This is a genomic window from Sorangium sp. So ce448, assembly GCF_051520915.1.
GTDB classification, from domain to species: domain Bacteria; phylum Myxococcota_A; class Polyangia; order Polyangiales; family Polyangiaceae; genus Sorangium; species Sorangium cellulosum_B.
Genome location: NZ_CP150343.1, coordinates 1,872,414 through 1,892,739, shown reverse-complemented (window position 1 = coordinate 1,892,739; position 20,326 = coordinate 1,872,414). Strand labels below are relative to the sequence as shown.

Annotated in this window: 16 protein-coding genes; 6 read left to right on the top strand and 10 right to left on the bottom strand. The window is 68.0% G+C overall.

The genetic code is table 11. The features are described 5' to 3' along the window. The first annotated feature begins 581 nt into the window (after positions 1-581). Genes WMF45_RS07165 through WMF45_RS07155 form a run of 3 tightly spaced genes read left to right on the top strand, consistent with a single transcriptional unit; the run spans position 582 to position 5,941 of the window. Positions 582-2,099 (top strand): hypothetical protein, encoded by a 1,518-nt coding sequence (locus WMF45_RS07165; protein ID WP_437716195.1) that lies wholly within the window; start codon positions 582-584, stop codon positions 2,097-2,099. 42 nt (positions 2,100-2,141) lie between these two features. Next, complete coding sequence (locus WMF45_RS07160; RefSeq protein WP_437716194.1) at positions 2,142-4,457, top strand: family 43 glycosylhydrolase; 2,316 nt, start codon at positions 2,142-2,144, stop codon at positions 4,455-4,457. After that, positions 4,454-5,941: a UxaA family hydrolase gene (locus tag WMF45_RS07155; RefSeq protein WP_437716193.1), complete on the top strand. Its 1,488-nt coding sequence runs from the start codon at positions 4,454-4,456 to the stop codon at positions 5,939-5,941. The genes WMF45_RS07160 and WMF45_RS07155 overlap by 4 nt, the downstream gene beginning before the upstream one ends. Positions 5,942-6,037: 96 nt before the next feature. Here the strand turns inward: WMF45_RS07155 and WMF45_RS07150 are convergent, their stop codons facing one another. The 4 genes from WMF45_RS07150 to WMF45_RS07135 form a co-directional block, all read right to left on the bottom strand. After that, positions 6,038-7,351 carry an MFS transporter gene (locus tag WMF45_RS07150; protein WP_437716192.1) on the bottom strand — a complete coding sequence of 438 codons (1,314 nt, stop codon included), beginning with the start codon at positions 7,349-7,351 and terminating at the stop codon, positions 6,038-6,040. 31 nt (positions 7,352-7,382) lie between these two features. Next, positions 7,383-8,513, bottom strand: coding sequence for a mannitol dehydrogenase family protein (locus WMF45_RS07145; protein ID WP_437716191.1), 1,131 nt, complete (start codon positions 8,511-8,513; stop codon positions 7,383-7,385). A 52-nt stretch (positions 8,514-8,565) separates the two neighbouring features. After that, on the bottom strand, positions 8,566-9,579 hold the full coding sequence (locus tag WMF45_RS07140; RefSeq protein ID WP_437716190.1) for a zinc-binding alcohol dehydrogenase family protein: 1,014 nt from the start codon (positions 9,577-9,579) through the stop codon (positions 8,566-8,568). Between the two features lie 195 nt (positions 9,580-9,774). Then, a complete protein-coding gene (locus WMF45_RS07135; protein WP_437716189.1) occupies positions 9,775-10,806 on the bottom strand; it encodes an amidohydrolase family protein in 1,032 nt (343 codons plus the stop codon). A gap of 783 nt (positions 10,807-11,589) precedes the next feature. Here WMF45_RS07135 and WMF45_RS07130 point away from each other — a divergent pair. From WMF45_RS07130 to WMF45_RS07120, 3 genes are all read left to right on the top strand, one after another. Then, positions 11,590-12,678 carry a PfkB family carbohydrate kinase gene (locus tag WMF45_RS07130; RefSeq protein ID WP_437716188.1) on the top strand — a complete coding sequence of 363 codons (1,089 nt, stop codon included), beginning with the start codon at positions 11,590-11,592 and terminating at the stop codon, positions 12,676-12,678. Beyond that, entirely contained in the window at positions 12,675-13,346 is a 672-nt protein-coding gene (locus WMF45_RS07125) for a bifunctional 4-hydroxy-2-oxoglutarate aldolase/2-dehydro-3-deoxy-phosphogluconate aldolase (RefSeq protein WP_437716187.1), read from the top strand. Before WMF45_RS07130 ends, WMF45_RS07125 begins: the two co-directional genes overlap by 4 nt. Positions 13,347-14,190: 844 nt before the next feature. Then, on the top strand, positions 14,191-14,847 hold the full coding sequence (locus WMF45_RS07120) for a DUF3455 domain-containing protein (protein WP_437716186.1): 657 nt from the start codon (positions 14,191-14,193) through the stop codon (positions 14,845-14,847). Between the two features lie 178 nt (positions 14,848-15,025). Here the strand turns inward: WMF45_RS07120 and WMF45_RS07115 are convergent, their stop codons facing one another. Genes WMF45_RS07115 through WMF45_RS07090 form a run of 6 tightly spaced genes read right to left on the bottom strand, consistent with a single transcriptional unit; the run spans position 15,026 to position 20,270 of the window. Continuing rightward, entirely contained in the window at positions 15,026-15,919 is an 894-nt protein-coding gene (locus WMF45_RS07115; RefSeq protein WP_437716185.1) for a hypothetical protein, read from the bottom strand. After that, positions 15,892-16,329, bottom strand: a complete 438-nt coding sequence (locus WMF45_RS07110; protein ID WP_437716184.1) for a hypothetical protein — start codon at positions 16,327-16,329, stop codon at positions 15,892-15,894. The genes WMF45_RS07115 and WMF45_RS07110 overlap by 28 nt, the downstream gene beginning before the upstream one ends. Continuing rightward, entirely contained in the window at positions 16,319-17,425 is a 1,107-nt protein-coding gene (locus WMF45_RS07105; protein WP_437716183.1) for a hypothetical protein, read from the bottom strand. The genes WMF45_RS07110 and WMF45_RS07105 overlap by 11 nt, the downstream gene beginning before the upstream one ends. Next, the gene (locus WMF45_RS07100; RefSeq protein ID WP_437716182.1) at positions 17,422-18,531 is read right to left on the bottom strand and encodes a TOMM precursor leader peptide-binding protein; all 1,110 of its coding nucleotides are present in this window, start codon (positions 18,529-18,531) and stop codon (positions 17,422-17,424) included. The genes WMF45_RS07105 and WMF45_RS07100 overlap by 4 nt, the downstream gene beginning before the upstream one ends. Beyond that, complete coding sequence (locus WMF45_RS07095; protein ID WP_437716181.1) at positions 18,503-19,024, bottom strand: GNAT family N-acetyltransferase; 522 nt, start codon at positions 19,022-19,024, stop codon at positions 18,503-18,505. Before WMF45_RS07095 ends, WMF45_RS07100 begins: the two co-directional genes overlap by 29 nt. Further along, positions 19,005-20,270, bottom strand: a complete 1,266-nt coding sequence (locus tag WMF45_RS07090; protein ID WP_437716180.1) for an MFS transporter — start codon at positions 20,268-20,270, stop codon at positions 19,005-19,007. The genes WMF45_RS07095 and WMF45_RS07090 overlap by 20 nt, the downstream gene beginning before the upstream one ends. Positions 20,271-20,326 lie beyond the last annotated feature (56 nt).

The window sequence follows — 20,326 nt, the reverse complement described above, 5'->3', positions numbered from 1 at the left end:
GGACGGAGTCGGCGCCGAGATCGATCGGATGACGAAGGCCTCCGTGTTCACGACGACCCATCCGTGGCGAAGCAAAAGGAGTTCGATCAGGCCGATTGTGAACGCTCACATGAACAACGTCAATTCCAATCGACCGGCCCGCGGTGTCCTCCAGCCCGAGGGAGAAGAGGCTGGCGGGGCGCCTCTGGAGCGCGGCGTCACGGGACGTGATCCTCGCTCGTTCGCCCTCTCTCGGCGAGGGTGTTCGCCGAGCTCGTCGTCGAGGGAATCCGGGCGCAAGCTCCGGAGCTCGCCGCGGCGGCCGTGAGCTCGTTGCCGGGCCATTTCGGTTGACGCCGATGATGTGAGCGCTCACAATCGCTCGCGAACCATCCTTTCGCTTTATCCAGGACGGGCCGTCGTGCGCGCAGGGCGCTCGTCCTCGGGATCGATCCCGGTACGGCTCCGCTCGGTCATCGCGGGGATCCCGAGCTCCGGGCATCGGACCGGGCGGGCGTCGGCGTCCATCGGCGCAGCAACTACGCGCGAAACCGAGGAGCGAGATGGCACGTTTGGGAAGCAGATCGAGAGCACGATTCCTCGTGGCGCTCTTGTGGACCTCCGGGTGCAGCGACCCGGCGACGACGCCCGGCGGAGACGCAGGACCCGACGCCGAGCCCCCCGCGTGCTCCGAGGGCACCTGGGATCACGACGGCGACAGCGCGACGAGCTGCGTCGCATGGACAGGCTGCACCGCAGGCACCTTCGCGAGCGCCGAGGGCTCGCCCACGGCGGACCGGCGGTGCACGGCGTGCCCGGAGGACACCTTCAGCGACACGATGAACGCGCCGAGCTGCAGGATGCACACGCCCTGCGCGCCTGGGACGAGGCAGACCGCGCCGGGGACGAGCACCACGCCCGCGCAGTGTGACGGCTGCTCGCCGGGCACGTACTGCGCAGGCGGGACCGCCGCGCCTGTCGATTGCGCGGACGGCACCTGGGACGACGACGCCGATCCCGTGACGACATGCGTCGCGTGGACCGACTGCGTGCCAGGGGAGCTCGTCGGCACGGAGGGAAGCAGCACCACGGACCGCAGCTGCGTCAAGTGCACGAACGGCGAGCACACGGCCACGATGAACGCAACCAGCTGCTCCCCGGGCGCCTGGGTGCTGAGCTACTTCGGGCCGCAACAGGACGTGGCGAGCGATTCGCTGCATCTCGCCTACAGCACCGACGGGCTTCGCTGGTCGACCCTCGCCAATGGACAGCCTGCGTACCAGCTCACCGGGATGGGCACGAATCACATCCGCGATCCGTTCCTGTTCCGCAAGAACGATGGAACGTACATCTATATCGCCACGGACTGGACGCTCTCGGAGAACGACTCGAACTACTGGAACCATCCGAGCTCCAAGATCTTCGTGGCGGACTCGACCGATCTCATCACCTTCACGAATCCCCGGTTGATCACGCTCACGAACCTCCCGGGCCCCGGGGACACCCCGATGCACGCGTGGGCCCCGGAGGCTTACTACGACCCCGATCGCGGGCTCTATGCGATCATCTGGTCCGGGAACGACACCACGGGCGCGAACCGCATCTACGTCAGCTACACCGAGGACTTCGTCACCATCGTCAACCCGACACCCGACGTGCTCTTCGATCCGGGCTACAGCGTCATCGACGCGACGATCACGCAATGGAATGACCGCAACTACCTCTTCTTCAAGGACGAGACGGACAGAAGCGGGAGCGCGCTCACCGGATCGGGCAAGGACATCCAGATCGCGCGCTCCCCGACGCTCGCGCTCGATCCGGCGACGTTCACGCGATGGAGTCCGGACTACATCACGCGCGGGTCGACCCAGGGCAGCAGACGAGCGACGGAGGGGCCGTTTGTCATCAAGGATCCGCGGCAGAATCGATGGTACCTGTTCGCCGACTACTACCTGAACGGCGGTGTGTTCGGGTGCTGGAGCACGACGGATCTCGACGCGGATCCGGGCTCCTGGACGGAGATCCCGAGCGCGCAGTACCGCTTTCCGTCCGGCGTGCGCCACGCGAACGCGGTCCGGGTCACGCAGGCGGAGCTCGACGCGCTCATCGCCCACTACTGAACCTTCTTCCGGACCCACGGACGGGTGGAGTTTCCCCTCATCATGCGCGCACCGAGATCTTCCCCTCCAGAGTGCACTTCCCTCTCGGCGCCACGCGTCGCGCTCACGGCGGCGGCGTTCGCCTTCGCCGCGCTGCTCGTGGTGGTCGGGTGCTCGGAGGGGCCCTCGACCGATGCGCCGGGCGCGTCGACCCATTCATTGCGGATCATGACGGCGGGCACAGCGCTCAGCACCTCGGAGTCCGGCGGGCGGGTGACCGTGAGCGTGGCGCTCGACGGCGCGCCGAGCGCGCCGATCACGGTGCCGGTCTCGAGCTCGGATGCGACCGAAGGAACCGTCTCGCCGGCGAGCATCTCCTTCACGGTGGAGGATTGGAGCGTCCCTCGGGAGATCACGGTCACGGGGGTGGACGATGCGGAGAGCGACGGGGATCAGACTTTCCGCGTCCGCTTCGGGCCCTCGGTCTCTGCAGACCCAGCGTGCGACGGCCTCGTCGCGGAGTCCGCCGACATCACGAACACGGACGACGACGGTCCAGGGATGGCGGCGATCGTCGTCAGCGACCCGTCGGGGACCCTCGCCGAGCGCGGCGCGCCCGTGACATTCACCGTGCTCCTCGCGTCGCAGCCGAGCGCGCCCGTGACGATCGCTCTCGGCGTCAGCGACACGACCGAGGCGACGCTGAGCCATGCGGACCTGACGTTCACGGAGGCGAACTGGAGCACGGCGCAGACCGTGACCTTGAGCAGCGTCGATGACTGGCAGGCCGACGGCGCTCAGCCCGTGCGCGTCGTCTTCGGCTCACCGGCCAGCGAGGATCCCGCGTATGCGGCCCTCGCCGCCCCCGCTGTTCTCGAGCTCTCCAATCTCGACGACGACGCCGGAGGGGGTTACCAGCTTCGCACGACGCACAAGGAGGGCGCCCCGCTCTACGTCGCGCACTCCTACTATCACGCGATGATCACCGACCTCGACGACAGGGCAAACAACCAGCTTCCTGCCGATTTCCAGTGGAGAGTGGTGCCCGGCCTGGCGAACCCGGACGATCCGACGCTGGTGTCGTTCGAGCCTGTGGGTTTCAACGGTCGCTACCTGCACGTCGACAGCATGAACTCGACCCGGTACCCGCTGCAGGATGAGACGTCCAACCGGGCCAGCGGGCTCTGGCAGACCCCATCCGAAGAGAGGAGTCACCTTCTGTGGATCGACGTGTTCACGGAGTCCACCGCGTTCCGGAGGGACGCCACGTTCCGGATCGTGCCCGCGCTGAACGGGGATCCGACGATGGTCTCGCTGCAGTGGTACTCGGATGCGACACGTTATCTCCGGCACCTGAACTACCAGATCCATGCGCACGTGCTCGACGGCACGGCGGTCGAGAACGCGGAGGCGTCGTTCGCGCTCGAACCGCTCGGCTATCTGATCTCGCAGCGCGCCGATCCCCACATCAAGCGGCATACGGACGGTTACTACTACTTCACCGCGAGCGTGCCGACGTACGATCACATCGAGATCAGGCGCGCGACCACGATACGAGGCCTGGCCAGCGCGACCCCGAAGGTCGTCTGGACGAAGCACGCGACCGGCCCGATGGCGGCGCACATCTGGGCGCCCGAGCTCCATTTCATCGACGGCAAGTGGTACATCTACTTCGCCGCCGGAAGCTCGACCGACATCTGGGCCATTCGCATGTACGCGCTCGAGAGCTCATCGGACAACCCGATGGAGGGCACGTGGACCGAGCGAGGGCAGATCGTGACGGACTCGGACACCTTCGCGCTCGACGCGACGACGTTCGAGCACGACGGCAAGCGCTATCTCGTGTGGGCGCAGGAGGACCCGAGCGTCGCGGGCGACAACAGCAGCTTGTTCATCGCGGCCATGGTGAACCCGTGGACGCTGGCGAGGCCCAGCGTGCGGATCGCCAGACCCGAGCACGCCTGGGAGACGGCGGGGTTCGCGGTCAACGAAGGTGCTGCCGTGCTCGAGCGGAATGGGCGGGTCTTCATCAGCTACTCGGCGAGCGCGACGGACGACCGCTACTGCCTCGGCCTGCTCACGGCGAGCGCGACGGACGACCTGCTGAGCGCCAGCTCGTGGACGAAGAACGAGGATCCAGTGTTCGTCAGCGCAAACGGGCTGTATGGCCCGGGCCACAACTCGTTCACGACCTCGGCGGATGGATCGATCGACGTGCTCGTGTACCACGCGCGGAACTACGAGAAGATCACGGGGGACCCGCTCTACGACCCGAACCGTCACACGCGCGTCCAGCGGCTGGAATGGAATGCAGACGGAACTCCGAACTTCGGCGTACCGCTCCTGAACGGCGCGAATACGATTGGTGACTCACTATGAGCTTGGCAGCCTCCCTGTTGCAGATCGATCCTCGAGATGATGTGGCCGTCGCCGTGCGCGGCCTGGCCGCCGGCGATTCGGTGGCCGACGCGATCACCGCCCGCGCCGACATCCCGGCCGGACACAAGGTGGCGCTGCGCGCGATGGCCGCTGGCGAGCTGGTGCGGAAGTACGGCTGGCCAATCGGGCGGGCGACAGTGGACATCCAGCCGGGCGACCATGTGCACACGCACAACCTGGCCACCGCGCTCTCCGGCCTCGACACCTACGCCTACGAGCCCACGAACCCTGAGCCCCTCCCCGCCACCGAGAACCGCACCTTCCTGGGCTACCGTCGGAAGAACGGGCGGGTGGGCACCCGCAACGAGATCTGGATCCTCTCGACGGTGGGCTGCGTCTCGCGCACCGCCCAGAAGGTGGCCGCCGAGGCGGACAAGCGCTTCAAGGGCCGGGTGGACGGGGTCTATGCCCTCACCCACCCCTTCGGCTGCTCCCAGCTGGGGGGCGACCTCGAGGCCACCCGCCGGATGACCGTGGCCCTGGCCGGCCACCCGAACGCGGGCGGAGTGCTGATCATCGGCCTGGGCTGCGAGAACAACCAGCTCGGCCCGCTCCTCGAGAGCGCCGCGCACATCGATCCCGATCGCCTGCGGTCCTTCACCGCCCAGACGGCCGAGGACGAGATCGAGGCGGGCCTCGAGGCCATCGAGGAGCTGGTGAGGATCGTCGAGCAGGACCGCCGCGAGCCCTGCCCCGTCTCCGATCTGGTGATCGGCCTCAAGTGCGGCGGCTCGGACGGCTTCTCCGGGCTGACCGCCAACCCGCTGGTGGGCCGCATCGCCGACAAGGTCTGCGCCGCCGGTGGCTCGGCCATCCTGACCGAGATCCCGGAGATCTTCGGCGCCGAGCGCCTGCTCATGACCCGCGCCGAGAGCGAGGTGGTCTACGAGGGCATCGTCGGCGTGGTGAACGACTTCAAGAGCTACTTCATCACCCACGGCGAGCCGGTGTCGGAGAACCCCTCGCCCGGCAACATCGCCGGCGGCATCACAACGCTGGAGGAGAAGTCCCTTGGCGCGGTGCAGAAGGCCGGCCGCGCCCCGGTGACCGAGGTGGTCCACTACGGCGGGCAGATCCGCGGCACACCGGGCGTGGCTCTGCTGGAGGCCCCCGGCAACGACGCGGTCTCGTCCACGGCGCTCACGGCCGCCGGCGCGACGGTCATCCTCTTCACCACCGGCCGGGGCACGCCCCTCGGCTTCCCCGCGCCGACCCTCAAGCTCGCCACCAACTCCAGCCTGGCTCAGCGCAAGCAGCGCTGGATCGACTTCGACGCCGGCCGCATCGCTTCGGGCGAATCCATGGACGCGACCGCCGACGCCCTGATGGACCTGGTGCTTGCCACCGCCTCGGGCCGTCCAACCCGCGCCGAGGAGAACGGCGAGCGCGAGATCGCACTCTGGAAGCGAGGCGTCACCCTTTGAGCCTACGACGCTGTCGGACGCCAGGCTCTGCCTCGTTCCGCCGCACGTCGAACGGCCCGGCTGGCCCCCTCCGGTGGCCGAGCCGGAAGGACGACCTCATCCTGCGCTGGTAGGCGAACTATCTCGGTCAATATCCAGGCTGGGGTACCTCGCCGCGTTCGGTGCCGGCCTGACCTGAAGCGGCTCGATCTTGCCGACGATGACGAGGTAGCTGAACGCGCCGAGCAGGCAGAAGCCGCCCGCCACGACGAGCGGGATCGTGAACGATCCCTTGGTCAGCGAGAGCATCACGCCGGTGAACGTCGTGATGACGATGCCGGCCAGGTTCGACGCAAAGTTCTGGATGCCGCTGATCGAAGCCACATGGCGCGGCGTGGGCGCCACGTCGCCGGGAAGGGACCAGACGCTGGCGCCGGCGAACGCGAGGCTCGCGTAGGAGATGCCGAAGAAGCCGAGCATCAGATAGATGTTGGAGGTCAATGCCGACAACGTGATCGCCGACGACACCAGCATGCCGCCGACCATGCAGGTCTTGCGTGCGGCGGTGAGGCTCCAGCCACGGCGATAGAGCGCGTCGGAGACGAAGCCGCCGATCCAGCCGCCCGGGATCGCCATCAGCGCGGGGATCATGCCGAGCGTGCCGAGCGACTTGAGCGAGAAGCCGCGCGTCTGCACGAGGTAGCTCGGGAACCACGTGATGAAGAAGTAGTTGGTGAAGTTGAGGCAGAAGAAGCCGAGCATCATGCCCCAGAGCGTGCGATGGCGGAAGAGCGACGCCCACGTCACGTTGCTCTGCGCGTCCTCTGCGGGCGCTGCGTGGACGACGTCCTTCTCGCCCGTCATGTCGGCATGCGCGGGGCTGCGGTAGATGACGACCCAGCCGAGGATCCACACCGCGCCGAACAGGCCCGTGACGAGGAAGGCCGCCTTCCATCCGAGCGTGTCGATGATGAGCGCGACAAGGGGAATCGACAGCGCCGAGCCGACGCGCGCACCGCTGTCGAAGATGCCCGTCGCGAGCGCGCGCTCGCGCGGCTTGAACCACTGGCTCACGAGCTTGGCGCAGGCCGGGTAGGCGCCGGCTTCGCCCACGCCGAGCAGCAACCGGCAGCCGAACATGGCCGCGACGCTCGACACGCCGGCGGTCGCCGCGGTGAAGAGCGACCACCAGCCGACGGCGATCGGCAGCGCGATGCGCGCCCCCACACGGTCGACGAACCAGCCGAACGGCATCTGCATGAGCGCGTAGGTCCAGAAGAAGCCGCTCATGATGAACCCCATCTGGGCGGGGCCGATGCCGAGCTCCTTCTCGATCTGGGGCGCCGCGACCGCCAGATTGGCGCGATCGATGTAGTTGATGGCGACGGCGAGAAAGCACAGAAAAAGCACGACCCAACGCATCTTTCTCATCTACATGCCTCCTTTGGGCAGCCGCACATGCTCATGCGGGCACGGTCGTGAGGAGCGCCGCGTGCAGCCGGGGCTGATCGAGGTTCAGGCCGAGCTCGCGCGCGAGCTCGATCACGGGCACGAAGCGGCGACGCATCTTCTCGCCATGGTTGCGCGCGATGTCGGAGAGCCGGTGATCGAGGAATGGGTTCTGGAAGCGCTGGCGCACCTCGTCGAGGTAGGCGCGCGCGGCAGCGCCCTTGCCGAGCGCATCGAAGACGGGCACCACCTCGTCGCGCCAGAGCGCCTCGAGATCGGCCCGCAAGGCCGGATCGCGCATCGCGTGCAGCGTGTTCTCGTCCGCAGGGCGCCCGTCGAGCTGCCAGCGCTCGGCCAGGTAGGTGTGCCCGAGGTTCAAGAGCAGCAGCTTCAAGCGTTCGTAATGGAGCAGGTCGTCCGTCACGATCATCGCTTCATGCTGGCACGGCAGCACCATTCCCTCGCGCTGCTCGATCGCCCAGAGCGCGTAGGGCTCGGCGATCGCGCCGACGGGGCGGATCGGCTCGGAGACGATCCGGTCGACGAGCGAGTTCACCCAGATGCACGTGTGCTCGATGTAGCGCAGGAAGTCGGCATCGGCGCCCCATTGGCGCGCGACGTCGGCGACGAGCGCACGCAGCGTGTCACCGTTGTTCGAGACGAGCTCGCAAGGCAGCAGCGTGAGCGGCGCGGCGCCCGCCTCGAAGCGCGCGCGCAGCAGGACGACGAGCTTCGCGACGAACCCGCGCGGCACGCCCGCGCCGGGCGCGAGCAAACTCGCCGTGTCCTCGGGCGAGCAGACGTATCCGCTGTCGCTCGTGTTCGAGATCACGACGCGCGCGTCCTTCGCGAAGCGCTCGCGCACGAGCGGCCAATCGGTGTTCGCGTCGAGCGCCTCCGTGATCGAGCCGCATTCGATCGTCGTGTCGACGACCTCTTCGCGGCGCAGCCCGCGGATCCGCACGGGGTAACGCCCCTGCGCGCGCAGCGCGTCGATGCGCGCGCGGCTCTCGGGGTTCGACGTGGTCTGCACCACGGTGATGGTCCCGAGCGCGCGGCCGGCGCCCAGCGCCTCCGAGATGAAAAAATCCGCGTGAGCCTGCAGGAACCGGCTCGTGCCGAACTGAAGAATCGGATTGCCCATGTCAGTGCTCCGGCGGCTCAGCAGCCGCGTACTCAGTGACGCTCGCGCACGCTCACGACATGCCCACCATGATCTTGGACGTTCGACCGGGGTGGGCAGCCCAGTCGGCGAGCGCCTCGGGCACGCCTTCGATGGGGATCGATCTCGAGATCAGGATGTTCGGGTCGAACGTGCGTCGCTCGAAGAAGGCGATCACGTCCGAGAACTCGTGCAGGCAGTTGCGCGCGCCGAGGATGTCGAGCTCCTTCATCACGAACAGCCTGGTCTCGTAGCTCACCGGCTCTTTGCCGTACCCGATGTACACGACTCGACCGCAGAACTTCACCCACTCCACCGCGTTGCGGTACGTCGCGGTCGCGCCGACGGCTTCGATCACGACATCCGGCCCGTCTCCGTTCGTCAGGTCCATCACGCGTTGGCGTGCATCGGCGTCCCCGAGCACCGCCTCCCGCGCGCCGAGCGCCCTGGCGAGCGCGAACTTTTCCTCCTGCGTGTCGAGCGCGATCACGCGCGCGCCGCGGCTCACCGCGCCGGCGATGGCCCCGAGCCCCACGCCGCCGCAGCCCATCACCAGCACGGTCTCCTCGGCCTCGACGCGCCCTCGCGCCGCCGCGTGAAAGCCTACCGAGAACGGCTCGACGAGCGCGAGCTCCGTGAGGCTCAACTTCCGTGACGTGAAGAGCTTCTGGTACGGCACGGCCACGAGCTCGGTCAGCGCGCCGTCGCGCTGCACGCCCATGGTCTTGTTGTCGCGGCAGGCGTTGCGCCGTCCCGCGCGGCACGAGGGACACCCGCCGCACGCCGTGTACGGCGTGAACGTGACGTCGGTACCGACGCGCCAGTCCGCCTCGACGCCCGAGCCGAGCTCCACGATCGTGCCGGCCACCTCGTGCCCCAGCACCCGAGGGTACGTCACCATCGGGTTCTTGCCCAGGAACGTGTTCAAGTCGGAGCCGCACAAGCCGACCCGCTGCACGCGGATCAACACCTCATCGTGCGCCGGTTTGGGCTCGCGGATCTGGCTCACCTGTGCAACCGACGGACCCGTGATCGTCAGGGCTTTCATGCTGTCATTGCCTCGCTGAGCGACTTCGTTCACTCGCGGCTTTCACGGCGCGCTCCGCAGCCGGGGCCGCTTCGTTCTGCCAGAGAAAAGAGCGCCATGTCGAAGGGCCGAAGCCGAAGCGACGTGGCGTTGCTTCACGATCCGTGAGCGGGGCGGCAGGCGCCGCCTTCGCCGTGGCGCTCGGGACGCCGCTGTTCAGGGGTGACGCGCGTAGAATTTCTGCGCATTCTTGTACATGACCTTGTCACGTGCTTCCCGACCAAACTCCTTGAGGTAGAGCTCGGCGACCTCGATCTCCGAAGCGAGGCTGCCGCCCATGTCGACAACGGGCCAGTTGCTGCCCCAGATCAGCCGGTCTTCGCCGAAGGCCTTCATCAGCACGTCGAAGTGCGCCTTGTACGCCGCGAGATCGGTCGGCGCCTTCCAGGGATCGTCCTCGGTGGCGGCCGGGTTGTACATGTCGAAGAACGACGAGAACTTGATGTAGATGTTCGGGTGTTTGGCCAGCCGCTGCATCGCATCGACCCATGCCGGATCCGGCGTCGGCCCTTTCGCGCCCGCCAGGTGGTCGATGATGATACGGAGCTTGGGCACCGCGGTCGCGAGCGCCTCGACCTTGTCCTTCGGGTTGAGGGCGCCGCGGCTGATGATGTCGAGGGTCATGCCCTTGGCCGCGAGCTCCTCCAGCGAGGCGAGCTGCTTGGCGTCGAGCGTCAGCTTCGGGCTCCAGAGGAAGCCGCGAATGCCGACCACGCGCGGGTCCGCGGCGAGGCGCGCCAGATCGGCGCTGAAGCTCGGCGAGCCGATCTCGAGCTGCGCGACGAGGAACTTGAAGAAGTCGTTGCCCTTGGTCAATTCGAGGACCTTGAAGTTGTCGTCGACGGCGGGGCTGGCTTCGACGATGCCGGTGCCGATGATGCCATTCTGCTTCGCGACGGCTTCATACTCCGGGGGCAACACGTCGCGGTAAATCGGCTTCTGCTTGGCTTCCGGCCAGACGACGCCGCCCGGACGCGTGACCTGGTAGAGATGGATGTGCGTGTCGAGGATCGGACCCCGCTGCTCCGCCGGCACGGCCAGCGGGGCCGCCGCTTTGCTCGTGTCGCCCGCCGTCTCGGCCGGCGTCGCGGTGGTCGCGGAAGACGACGCACACGCCGCCAGCGGCGAGAGCGTCATCATCAGGCACAGCTTGGCGAAAGTCGTCGGAATACTCGTGAGTATTTTCATGGTGGAGTCTTTTTCGAGTCGGTGCCGAACGCGATCCCGATAGCGAAGGTGTCGCTGCGCATGACGACCCCCTCATGGCAAAGCGGAATAAGGAGTCCTTTAATGTGAACGTTCACATGAACGATGTCAACATCAATCCGTTGCTGAGGCCGAGCTCGGACTCGGGTGGCGGGCAAGCGTCCTCCGGAGCGCCGCGGCAAGAGAGGCAGACACCGGGCCGCGGTGATGTTCGATGTAGATTCCAATTTCCAATCCGCTTGCCTCCGGTCAAGGGCCTATCCCTGTAAGGAGCATCTGGGATCGCCGCTGTCGCGGGCGGGCTGGACGATTCGGTCCCGGTGGTCGCCGTCGACCAACACGACGGCGCGGCGGCGACCCGCCGTCTCCTTGACCCGGGTCATGGGCGTCGCGGCCGGCCGCCGCTGTGCACCCATCGGGATCGAGCATGGCGTCGCGCCGATCCATTTTGGTTGACACCCAGGATGTGAACGCTCACAATTTACCTTGGGTCTTGGGGTTTCCTTCCGCTCTCCCCTGAGCAGGCCGTCCTGCGCGGCGGCCCTTCATCCGTGGGATCGGGATCGATCACCCACCCTGGAGAAGCGACGCTGGAGAACTGTTCGATAGGTTCTCCAACATCGTCGCAGCGCTGCAGGCTGCCGGCTCGCTTCCCACGCGCACGGCGTGGGGCATCGGAGGCTGTGTGAGAGCCTTGCCGAACAGCCCACCAGTTCAACAACTTATCCATCGACGGCGGCTGGATGAGCCGTCGAGGAGAAGAAGATGCAGATTCGCAGTGCAAAGGGTTGCCAGTGGGACCAGGTGAGCCTCGGCGAGGTGATGCTGCGCCTCGACCCGGGTGAGCGCCGCGTCCACACGGCGCGGACGTTCGACGTCTGGGAAGGCGGGGGCGAGTACAACGTGGCGCGGGGGCTCCGGCGCTGCTTCGGGCTCCGCACCGCCGTCGTCACGGCGCTCGCGGACAACGCCGTCGGGCGCCTCATCGAGGACCTGATGCTCCAGGGCGGGGTCGACACGTCCTTCCTGCGCTGGGTCGACTACGACGGCGTGGGCCGGGACGTGCGCAACGGCCTCAACTTCACCGAGCGCGGCTTCGGACCCCGCGCGGCCGCCGGCTGCTCGGACCGCGGCCACAGCGCGACGTCCAAGCTCAGGCCCGGCGACATGCCGTGGAAGACCATCTTCGGCGAGCGCGGCGCGCGCTGGTTCCACACAGGCGGCATCTTCTGCGCTCTATCGGACACCACGGCCGGCGTGGCGCACGAGGCCATGGAGGTCGCGCGCGCGCATGACGTGCGGATCTCCTACGACCTCAACTACCGGCCCTCGCTGTGGAAGAACTTCGGCGGCCAGCGGCGGGCGCGCGAGGTCAATCGCGCCCTCATGCCGTACGTCGACTGCGTGTTCGGCAACGAGGAGGACTTCGTGGCCGGCCTCGGCTTCGAGGTGTCCGGCGTGGACAGCAGCTACAGCCAGCTCGACACGCGCGGCTTCCGCCGGATGATCTCCGAGGTCGTCGCGGCGTACCCCAACATCTCGGTCGTCGCCACGAGCCTCCGGACGGCCAGGACCGCCAGCGTGAACGGCTGGGGTGGCGTCCTGTACTACAAGGGGGAGTTCCACGAGGTCCCGCAGCGAGACATCGAGATCCTGGACCGCGTGGGCGGCGGCGACTCGTTCGCTTCGGGGATCATCTATGGCCTCCTGGCCGAGCAGAGCCCGCAGTGGGCGCTCGAGTGCGGCGTCGCGCACGGCGCGCTGGCGATGTCGACCCCGGGGGACACCTCGATGGCGTCGCTCGACGAGGTGCGGAAGGCGATGAGCGGAGCCGGCGCGAGGATCGAGCGATGAACAGGGAGCAAGTCGTCCGCCGCATCGAGGAGATCGGCGTCGTCCCCGTCGTGCGCGCGCCGAGCGGAGAGCTCGCCGTGCGGGCCGCTCGCGCGCTCTGCGCGGGCGGCATCGAGGTCGTCGAGATCACGATGACCGTCCCCGGCGCCCTGTCCGTCATGCGCGAGATCGCCTCGCGGATGGGGGACCGCGTCCTCGTCGGCGCGGGCACCGTGCTCACCGCGGACGCGGCCCGCGCGTGCATCGAGGCCGGCGCCGAGTTCATCGTGAGCCCGGGGCTCGACCTGGAGGTCATCCGCGCGGCGCACGATCTCGGGAAGGCGGTCTTCCCGGGGGCGCTCACGCCGACCGAGGTGATCACCGCGTGGAACGCCGGCGCCGACACGGTGAAGGTGTTCCCGTGCTCCGCGATGGGGGGCGCGAAGTACCTGCGCGCCCTGCGCGCGCCGCTCCCGGAGGTGAAGATGATGCCGACCGGCGGGGTCAACCTGACGACGGCCAGGGATTTCATCGAGGCCGGCGCCGTGGCGCTCGGGGTCGGCGGCGAGCTCGTGGACGCCGCGGCGCTCGCGGCGGGCAAGGACGAGGTCCTCGCGGAGCGCGCGCGTGAGTTCATGTCCGTGGTCCGCGCCGCGCGTGCAGAGCTCAAGAACGGCGCGCGGGCGTAGAGGACGGCTCCGGCGGGCAGCGCTCGGCGGGGCAAACGCGGCGCCCGCCGGCGGTGGTGCAGCCCCTCCGCGTGGCCGTGCAGCTCGTCCGTCGTGCCAGAGCGCGGCGCCCGGGTGCCCGAGAGCTCTCGCGGCGTGGCGCTCGTCCTCGCGCTTGCGACGTTGCTGGTTGCGAACGCCGCAATTGCCACTAGAGAGCTGACAGGCCCAGTACAGATCGTTGAGATCGCCGTACCGGATTTCCCTCCGCGCGATCCTCGCCGCCCCCGAGGGCGTGAGGTCGCCGCACGCTGCAATGCGATACGGAGAGACGCTGCTCCTCACCGAGTTCGACGACGCTGGCGGAGCTGGGAAGGCGGACGGCCGCCTGCTCCTCCTGCGATCCTCGCCTCGCTGACGCCGAGCCATACCCCAGCTCGGTCGGCGGGAAGGGTCCCGGGAGCGAGCGCGCGGCGGCGCGCAGGGCCAGCACGGTCCGGCGCGAAGGCGCGATCATTCCTCCGGCGGCTTCACGCCGGGGGTCGGCTGCCCGACGACGTAGCCGTTCGCGGCCCATGGGTAGGCCAGGCTCACGCCGGGTACCTGAGCTTCGAGCACGAGGCCGCCATCGCTAGATGACGAATGCCGATGCCAGAACGCCGCCGTGTGTGCGCATCTGGATATCACCTTGCAATGAGCCGCGATTGGGAAGATGGTCCGCGCAAACCCACTTCAACTTGTCAAGAAATTTGCGCCAGCGCATGCAGCGCGGCTGTACGGTCGGACTGTCACCACGAGGAGATTGACTTTCGGATCGCGTTTGGATTTCCTGGCCCCTGTGCCGCCGCGATCGGAGAGATTCATCATGAATGCGCGTTATGCGATTGGACTCATCGTCGTTGGTTGTGGTTGCGCGGGATCGACGCCGAGCGCCTCGAGCCCGCCGCCGAGCGAACCGCTCGCGAGCGCCGAAGCGCCCGCGCCCGCGCCGCCGGCACCGGCGCCTTTGCCAACGACGCCCGCGGCCGAGCCCGCGGCGACTGCGAGCGTCCCCAAGCTGGCGCCCCCCGAGACACCCGATGCCATCAAGGCGCCGAGCACGGCCAACCTCGTCTTGAAGGCGAACGCCAAGGGCGCACAGATCTACGTGTGCGGCAAGAAGAAGGAGCCCAAGGCGAAATTCGAATGGACGCTCAAAGCCCCGGACGCGACGCTGACGGACGAGGCAGGAAAGACGCTGGGCAAGCATTACGGCGGCCCGACGTGGGAAGCGGCAGACGGCAGCAAGATCGTCGGTGCCATGGCGGCCAAGGTCGATGCTCCCGACGCCACCGCGATCCCCTGGCTGCTCCTGGAGATCAAGTCGACCGAGGGGCAAGGCGCGCTCAGCCGCGTCGCGTGGATTCAGCGCGTCGAGACCGTGGGCGGCAAAGCTCCGGCGGACGGCTGCGACAAGGCGCACGATGGCGCCGAGGCGCGCATCGACTACAGCGCGGCCTACTACTTCTACGCGAACCCGTGAGCTCGCTCGCTCTCCGAGCCCGCTCGGACAGCCGCGTCGGCCCTGGCCGCCGCCCCGGACGCCAAGCCGAGATTTGAACGGCTCGCTCGGCCGTTCGCTGCGCGTCCACCGCCGTGAACGGCGCCCCGTCGAAACGGCCGCCGAACGACGTCATCTGCACGCAGGCTGTGGAGTGCCGTCACGCCCGCGAGACCTGTGCGGTCGGGGCGCCAGCGTCAGGCTCCGCGGTCGAGCGGACATCCGTGATGAGCTCCCGTCCAAGCATCAGGACCGCGGCGTGGAACAGCCAGAGGTGGCTGAAGTCGATGCTCAGCGTCGCGAGGGTGCCCATGTGGAACAGCAGCGCCACGCCGAGGAGGTACTTGCGCGCGCCGCGTACCGGGAAATAGAGGATGAACGCGAGCTCCATCAGCAGGGCAGCGCAGGAGAACACGCGGGATATCTCCGCTGACCGGGCCAGGAGGAGACCGAGCGGCTCTCCCTGTCTCAGCATGGCGATCTGCATGGTGGTCCCCTCGAGCGCCCAGTCCCAGCCCGATCGCATGAGCTTCGCGACAGCCGACTGGAAGTACACGAGGACCACGACGAGCTCCATGCAGCGGAACGACGCGCTGGACGCCCACGCGTCGGACCGCGCGCCAGGCCGGTGGAGCACCATGAGCCCGCAGAGCCACACCACATGGATGCGCGCGTCGACGAACCCGAACATGTTATGCCACGCATCCAGGAGGAGCATGCCGGCGAAGAACCCGAACGCAGCCAGCCGGAACGCCACATTGAAGAGCGCCGCGGCCGCGCAGAGCGTCGCGATGAGCTTGACGCCGAGCAGCGCCGCGTGGGAGGGGAACGGGAGGCCGAAAACCGCAGCGAGACCGATAGGTCGATAGAGGTGCGGGCTCATCGCGGTGTAGAACGACCAGTCCCACCGCCAGACCTCCCACAGGCCGTACGGATAAAGGACGAACCGGAACCGGTCCAGGAACCGCGACGCCGGGGCCTGGAGCAGGAACTCCTGCCACCGCCGCCAGAGGTGCTCCGCGGCGCTCACGGCGCCGAGCCCTCGACGGTGCAAACGTGCTTCTCCTCGGAGCGCACGACCCTCTCGGTCATGGCGCCGCTCGGAGACCGGACAAACTGTACCTCTTCGGCCACGATCGAGAGCCGGCGGAAGCGGCCCTCCAGGACCGAACGGCAGAGATCTGCGCGCTGCTCCGGCGGGGCCGGATCCAGGAACGTGGCGTAGGATGCGTGGTTTGCCTGGAAGAACGGCACGTGCACCACGTCCCACGGCCGATGACGTCGTCCGTGCTCGTCGACGTAGATGACGCGCTCCATCACAATCCCATCGGGCCAGTGTCGATCGAACATGCGATAGGCGTTGAGCGGGTAAAGGTGCTCGCGCGTCGCGCTGGCCCCGGTCTGCAAGGCCAGGATCCCCAGGAACAGCAGCGAGCCACACGCCGCGCGAAGGCTAGGTGTCACCGAGCACCTCGACTTGCATTTCAAGATCGTCCGAGATCGCTCGCCAGGCGGCCGGACAGCAGAACGTCACCGGCAGCCCGCGCTGCAACCCTTTGTGGCAACCCGCGCCGGGGTGCCACACCTCGACGTCGCCGTCGTGGGAGAAACCGAGCACGATGTCGAGCGGCAGGGTGAGCCGCAGCGGCGGCAGGCGGAGGACGCGGCCATCGCGCTGCCGCAAGAGCTGGCGGCTCGAGCGCAGCACGACGTGATCGCCGTGGAAAGACCCCTCGGCGATGTCGCCGATCACGAGCGCCGAGCGCCGAGGCGGCGGCCTGCCAGGGCAGAGCGGCCGCACCTCCAGGCAGCGCTGGCGGACCAGGGGATGCCATGAGGCGTCGACCGCCCGCAGATTGCCAGTCGCCGCACGGAGGAGCTCCTGGCGCCCGTCGCGACCCGCGAGCAGCCGGACGGGCCGGCCCGACGTGCCCTCGTCATCCCAGGGCGTGAAGCCGATCCACTCCGGATGACCTGGCGTATCCCAGACATCGAAGCTCAGCGCCTTGAACCGGCGCCAGACGATCGGCCCGACATGGTCGTCCCCCTCGAGGCGGTGGCCCAGCGCCTCATGCAGCAGGTAGCCGAACGCCGGAGGCCGCAGCTCCAGCACCTCCGCGTCGAGCTCGCCTGCGTTCGCGGCGGGCAGGTCCAGGTGCTCCACGAGGGCCTGCGCCCAGCGCCGCACGCGCTGGGCGCTGCCGCGGTCCCACACGCTCAGGAACGAGTAGCTCTCGCCGTCGCGAGAGACATCGAGGTACGCGCTCCTGCGCCGCAGCGGCGCTCGCGCGGGCCGGCGGAGCTCCCGCACCTCGTCACGCAGCTCCAGGCGCACGGCGTCGAAGGAGCGGGCGAGCTCCCTCGCCACCTCGACCAGCGCAGGAGCCCTCAGCCCGCCGCCGGCAGACGGGGCGTCCGCGGTCCCGCTGCGAACGTGCCCGGAAGCCGTCCGTTGCCAGAAGTTCGCCTCCGACCTCGCCCGCGTCAACATGAGACGACCGCGCTGCCAGCGGAAGTCCCGCACGCTCCGCGCCTGGATGCGATGGACCGAACGCTTCATGCTTCGATGTGGCCACAGTTCCAGCACGAGCGATCACGGCGGTAGGCGCGGCGGTCGATCTCGAGCGTGAACGGATCCACCGTGAGCTCGGTGCCCATCGAAGCACACTCGGCGAAGCCGCCCAGATACTTGATGATCTCGAGCGCGCCGATCGAGCTCACGAGCGCGTTGACGGGACCGAAGGACGGCGCCTGATAGCGACGGTTGAGCGCCTCGTGCAGCTCCGCCATGTCGCGCGCGCCGCCCTTGGCCCGGCGCTTCTCGGAGCGCGGCTTGAAGCAGTGGTAGCACGACGTCCGCCCCGCCACGGTCATCGGCCCGATGACCCCCGTGGCGTCGCGGTATCCCAGGTTCACATAGGGGATGCGTCGCTTCACGCAGGCGAGATCGACCCACTCGTGGATGGTGGCTGGCTGGTCCGCAGAGAGCACGACGAAGTGTACGCCCTTCAGCGCGGCGCTCAGCTCTCGCGCGCTGCTCACCTTGAGCGGGACCGGACGGACGAGCGTGCCCTGGTTTCGCTCGGCCAGCCGCTCCGCTGCCACGTCGATCTTGGGTCGCCCGACGTCCTTCTCCGTGAACAGCACCTGACGCGTCAGGTTGCTGAGCTCGATGTCGTCGAAATCGATGAGCCGCAGCTCGCCGAAGCCGGCTCCGATGAGCGCCATCGAGACCCAGTTGCCGATCCCGCCCATGCCCACCAGCGCGACGCGCCGCCGCGCGAGGCTGGCCTGCACGGCGATCGGGTCGGCGCCCGCGAGATCGTAGAACAGAAGATGGCGATCGTACCGGCGAAAGCGCTCTGGCACGGACCTGGCCGGGCGCAGGATGCCCGCGGACTTCAGGTCTCGTCCGAGCCGCTGCGCCTTGGCGGGGCGCTCGCGCACGCGCCGAGCCGCGGAGGAGAGCGTTGTGGGCTTCAGGAAGCCGAGCAGGAAGTCGAGCCCCTCGCTGTCCAGCGTGAGCTCCTTTCGCAGCCGATCCGTGTGACCCAGCGTGAGCTGAACAGCTCCGTCTCGCGTCGCTTCAGCGCGCTCCAGCCCGAGGTAGCGTGGGATCTGAAGCCTCGATGCGCGCTCACTGCGTGCTTTGGTCGCATTTTGCATAGAGATACCTATCGCGCACCGCTCCCCGGTGCATCAGATAACATCGCAAGTGCCCTTCCCGAACCATGCCGGCCTTCTCGAGGACACGCATCGAGGCGACGTTGTCCGGATCGACATAGGCCTCGATGCGCGCCACGCCCAGCTCGGCGAAGCCTCGATCGAGCGCGAGCGAGGCCGCCCTCGTCGTGATACCCCGCCCCCAGTGTCTGCGGGCGAGGACATAACCCAGCTCCGCCCTGCAGGACGCCGCTCCGGACCGGCGGTCGAGGGTGATGGCGCCGACCGGCGTGGCGTCCAGGCAGATGGCCATGAACCACGGGTGTGATTCAGCGACGTCTGCGAGGAAGCGGCGGGCAAGCTCACGGTCCTGGTAGCTGTCCCAGAACAAGGAGCGAGTCACCTCGGGGTCGGACGCCCACGTCATGAATGCGTCCAGATCCCCCGCGCAGAGCGGACGCAGTGAGACATCCAGTTCATGTACGCTTCTTGTCATTCTTCACCACGAGCAGGAAGATCACCATGAGCAAGCACAACCCGATGGATACGGTCGAGAAGAGGTTGTAGAGGTTCACGACAGATAGACGCTCGCCGTCCCGGCCCGAGAGCTGCCAGTGGATGATGGCGAGGGCGCCCATCATGCCGATGCGAGAGAACAGGCTCAACGAGCTCAGGACCGATGCGCGCGACGAGGAGGTGATGCGCTCGTTGATGCGGGCGCTCAGGAAGCTCCGCACCGAGGCAAGGCTGCCCTGGAGCAAGCAGAACACGACGAGCGCGGGGAGCCAGGCGCGCATCTGGCCGACGAGCATGTAAAGGACGGAGAAGCTCATGAAGAGCGTCAGCATGAACGACGCGCTGCGTACCCATGCTCTCTTGGCGATGGCAGCGTAAACGGACCCGAACACGGCGGAGGCGCCGGCATAAGCGATGAAGGTCGTGCCCAGGGCAGTGGTCTCGACGGAAGGATCGAGCTCCTGGAAGAGCGGCTGCCAGTAGTGGAGGATCGGCTGGATCACGAGCTGCACCAGCAGGCTCGCGAGGAACAGCGGCAGCACGGCCGGCCGCAGGATGCCGTCGGCGAAGGCATTGCGCAGGTGCACTCGGAGCGGCGTGTGCTCGGCCGCGACGCGAGAGTCATGCACGTCGCGAGGGAGCACGAACACGAGCCATGCCATCGCGGCACCGAACGTGAGCGCCGCGCCCAGGTACGGCAGCCCCACGCCGTGGGCCGCGATGAGCCCGCCAGCGAAGCCGAACGCCATGACCGCAACGCTGTTGCACGTCTGGTTGAGGTAAAAGAAGCGATCGAGGTGCTGCGGTGAGCTCGCGAGCCCCGACGAGTCGATGGCGTAGGCCTCGTAGCAGCCGGACCAGAAGCAGAGCGACAGGGCCGTCAGGCATTCAGCGATGCAGAACCACACCCAGGTATCGCAAGCGAAAAAGAGCAAGAACCCTGCGCCGCCGAGCAGCAGCGCGAGCGCAAGGCTAAGCCGCCGCCCGACCACGTCTGCCACGAGACCCGTGGGAAACTCACCGACGAGGACCACGGCCGCCTGGACCGACTTCAACGTCGCGATGTCCTGCAGCTGGAAGCCCCTGGACAGGAGGTAGAGCACCGACGTTGCGCCGACGAACATTCGTCCGCCCTCGAAGAGCATGTCGAGAGCGAGAAATCGGCCCATCCTCGGCGGCGGCGCAGGGGCGAGGGGAACATCGATGTGCTCTGACACGGTGGGCATGGAGTTCCTATTGGGACGTGTCGATACTATCGATCCATCGAGGTCGATTCAAGCGC

What these genes read in the sequence shown, in the direction of transcription:
- WMF45_RS07160 (WP_437716194.1), top strand. Translation starts at nt 2,142, where the DNA reads ATGCGCGCACCGAGATCTTCCCCTCCAGAGTGCACTTCCCTCTCGGCG.
- WMF45_RS07155 (WP_437716193.1), top strand. Translation starts at nt 4,454, where the DNA reads ATGAGCTTGGCAGCCTCCCTGTTGCAGATCGATCCTCGAGATGATGTG.
- WMF45_RS07150 (WP_437716192.1), bottom strand. Translation starts at nt 7,351, where the DNA reads ATGAGAAAGATGCGTTGGGTCGTGCTTTTTCTGTGCTTTCTCGCCGTC.
- WMF45_RS07145 (WP_437716191.1), bottom strand. Translation starts at nt 8,513, where the DNA reads ATGGGCAATCCGATTCTTCAGTTCGGCACGAGCCGGTTCCTGCAGGCT.
- WMF45_RS07140 (WP_437716190.1), bottom strand. Translation starts at nt 9,579, where the DNA reads ATGAAAGCCCTGACGATCACGGGTCCGTCGGTTGCACAGGTGAGCCAG.
- WMF45_RS07135 (WP_437716189.1), bottom strand. Translation starts at nt 10,806, where the DNA reads ATGAAAATACTCACGAGTATTCCGACGACTTTCGCCAAGCTGTGCCTG.
- WMF45_RS07130 (WP_437716188.1), top strand. Translation starts at nt 11,590, where the DNA reads ATGCAGATTCGCAGTGCAAAGGGTTGCCAGTGGGACCAGGTGAGCCTC.
- WMF45_RS07125 (WP_437716187.1), top strand. Translation starts at nt 12,675, where the DNA reads ATGAACAGGGAGCAAGTCGTCCGCCGCATCGAGGAGATCGGCGTCGTC.
- WMF45_RS07120 (WP_437716186.1), top strand. Translation starts at nt 14,191, where the DNA reads ATGAATGCGCGTTATGCGATTGGACTCATCGTCGTTGGTTGTGGTTGC.
- WMF45_RS07105 (WP_437716183.1), bottom strand. Translation starts at nt 17,425, where the DNA reads ATGAAGCGTTCGGTCCATCGCATCCAGGCGCGGAGCGTGCGGGACTTC.
- WMF45_RS07100 (WP_437716182.1), bottom strand. Translation starts at nt 18,531, where the DNA reads ATGCAAAATGCGACCAAAGCACGCAGTGAGCGCGCATCGAGGCTTCAG.
- WMF45_RS07095 (WP_437716181.1), bottom strand. Translation starts at nt 19,024, where the DNA reads ATGACAAGAAGCGTACATGAACTGGATGTCTCACTGCGTCCGCTCTGC.
- WMF45_RS07090 (WP_437716180.1), bottom strand. Translation starts at nt 20,270, where the DNA reads ATGCCCACCGTGTCAGAGCACATCGATGTTCCCCTCGCCCCTGCGCCG.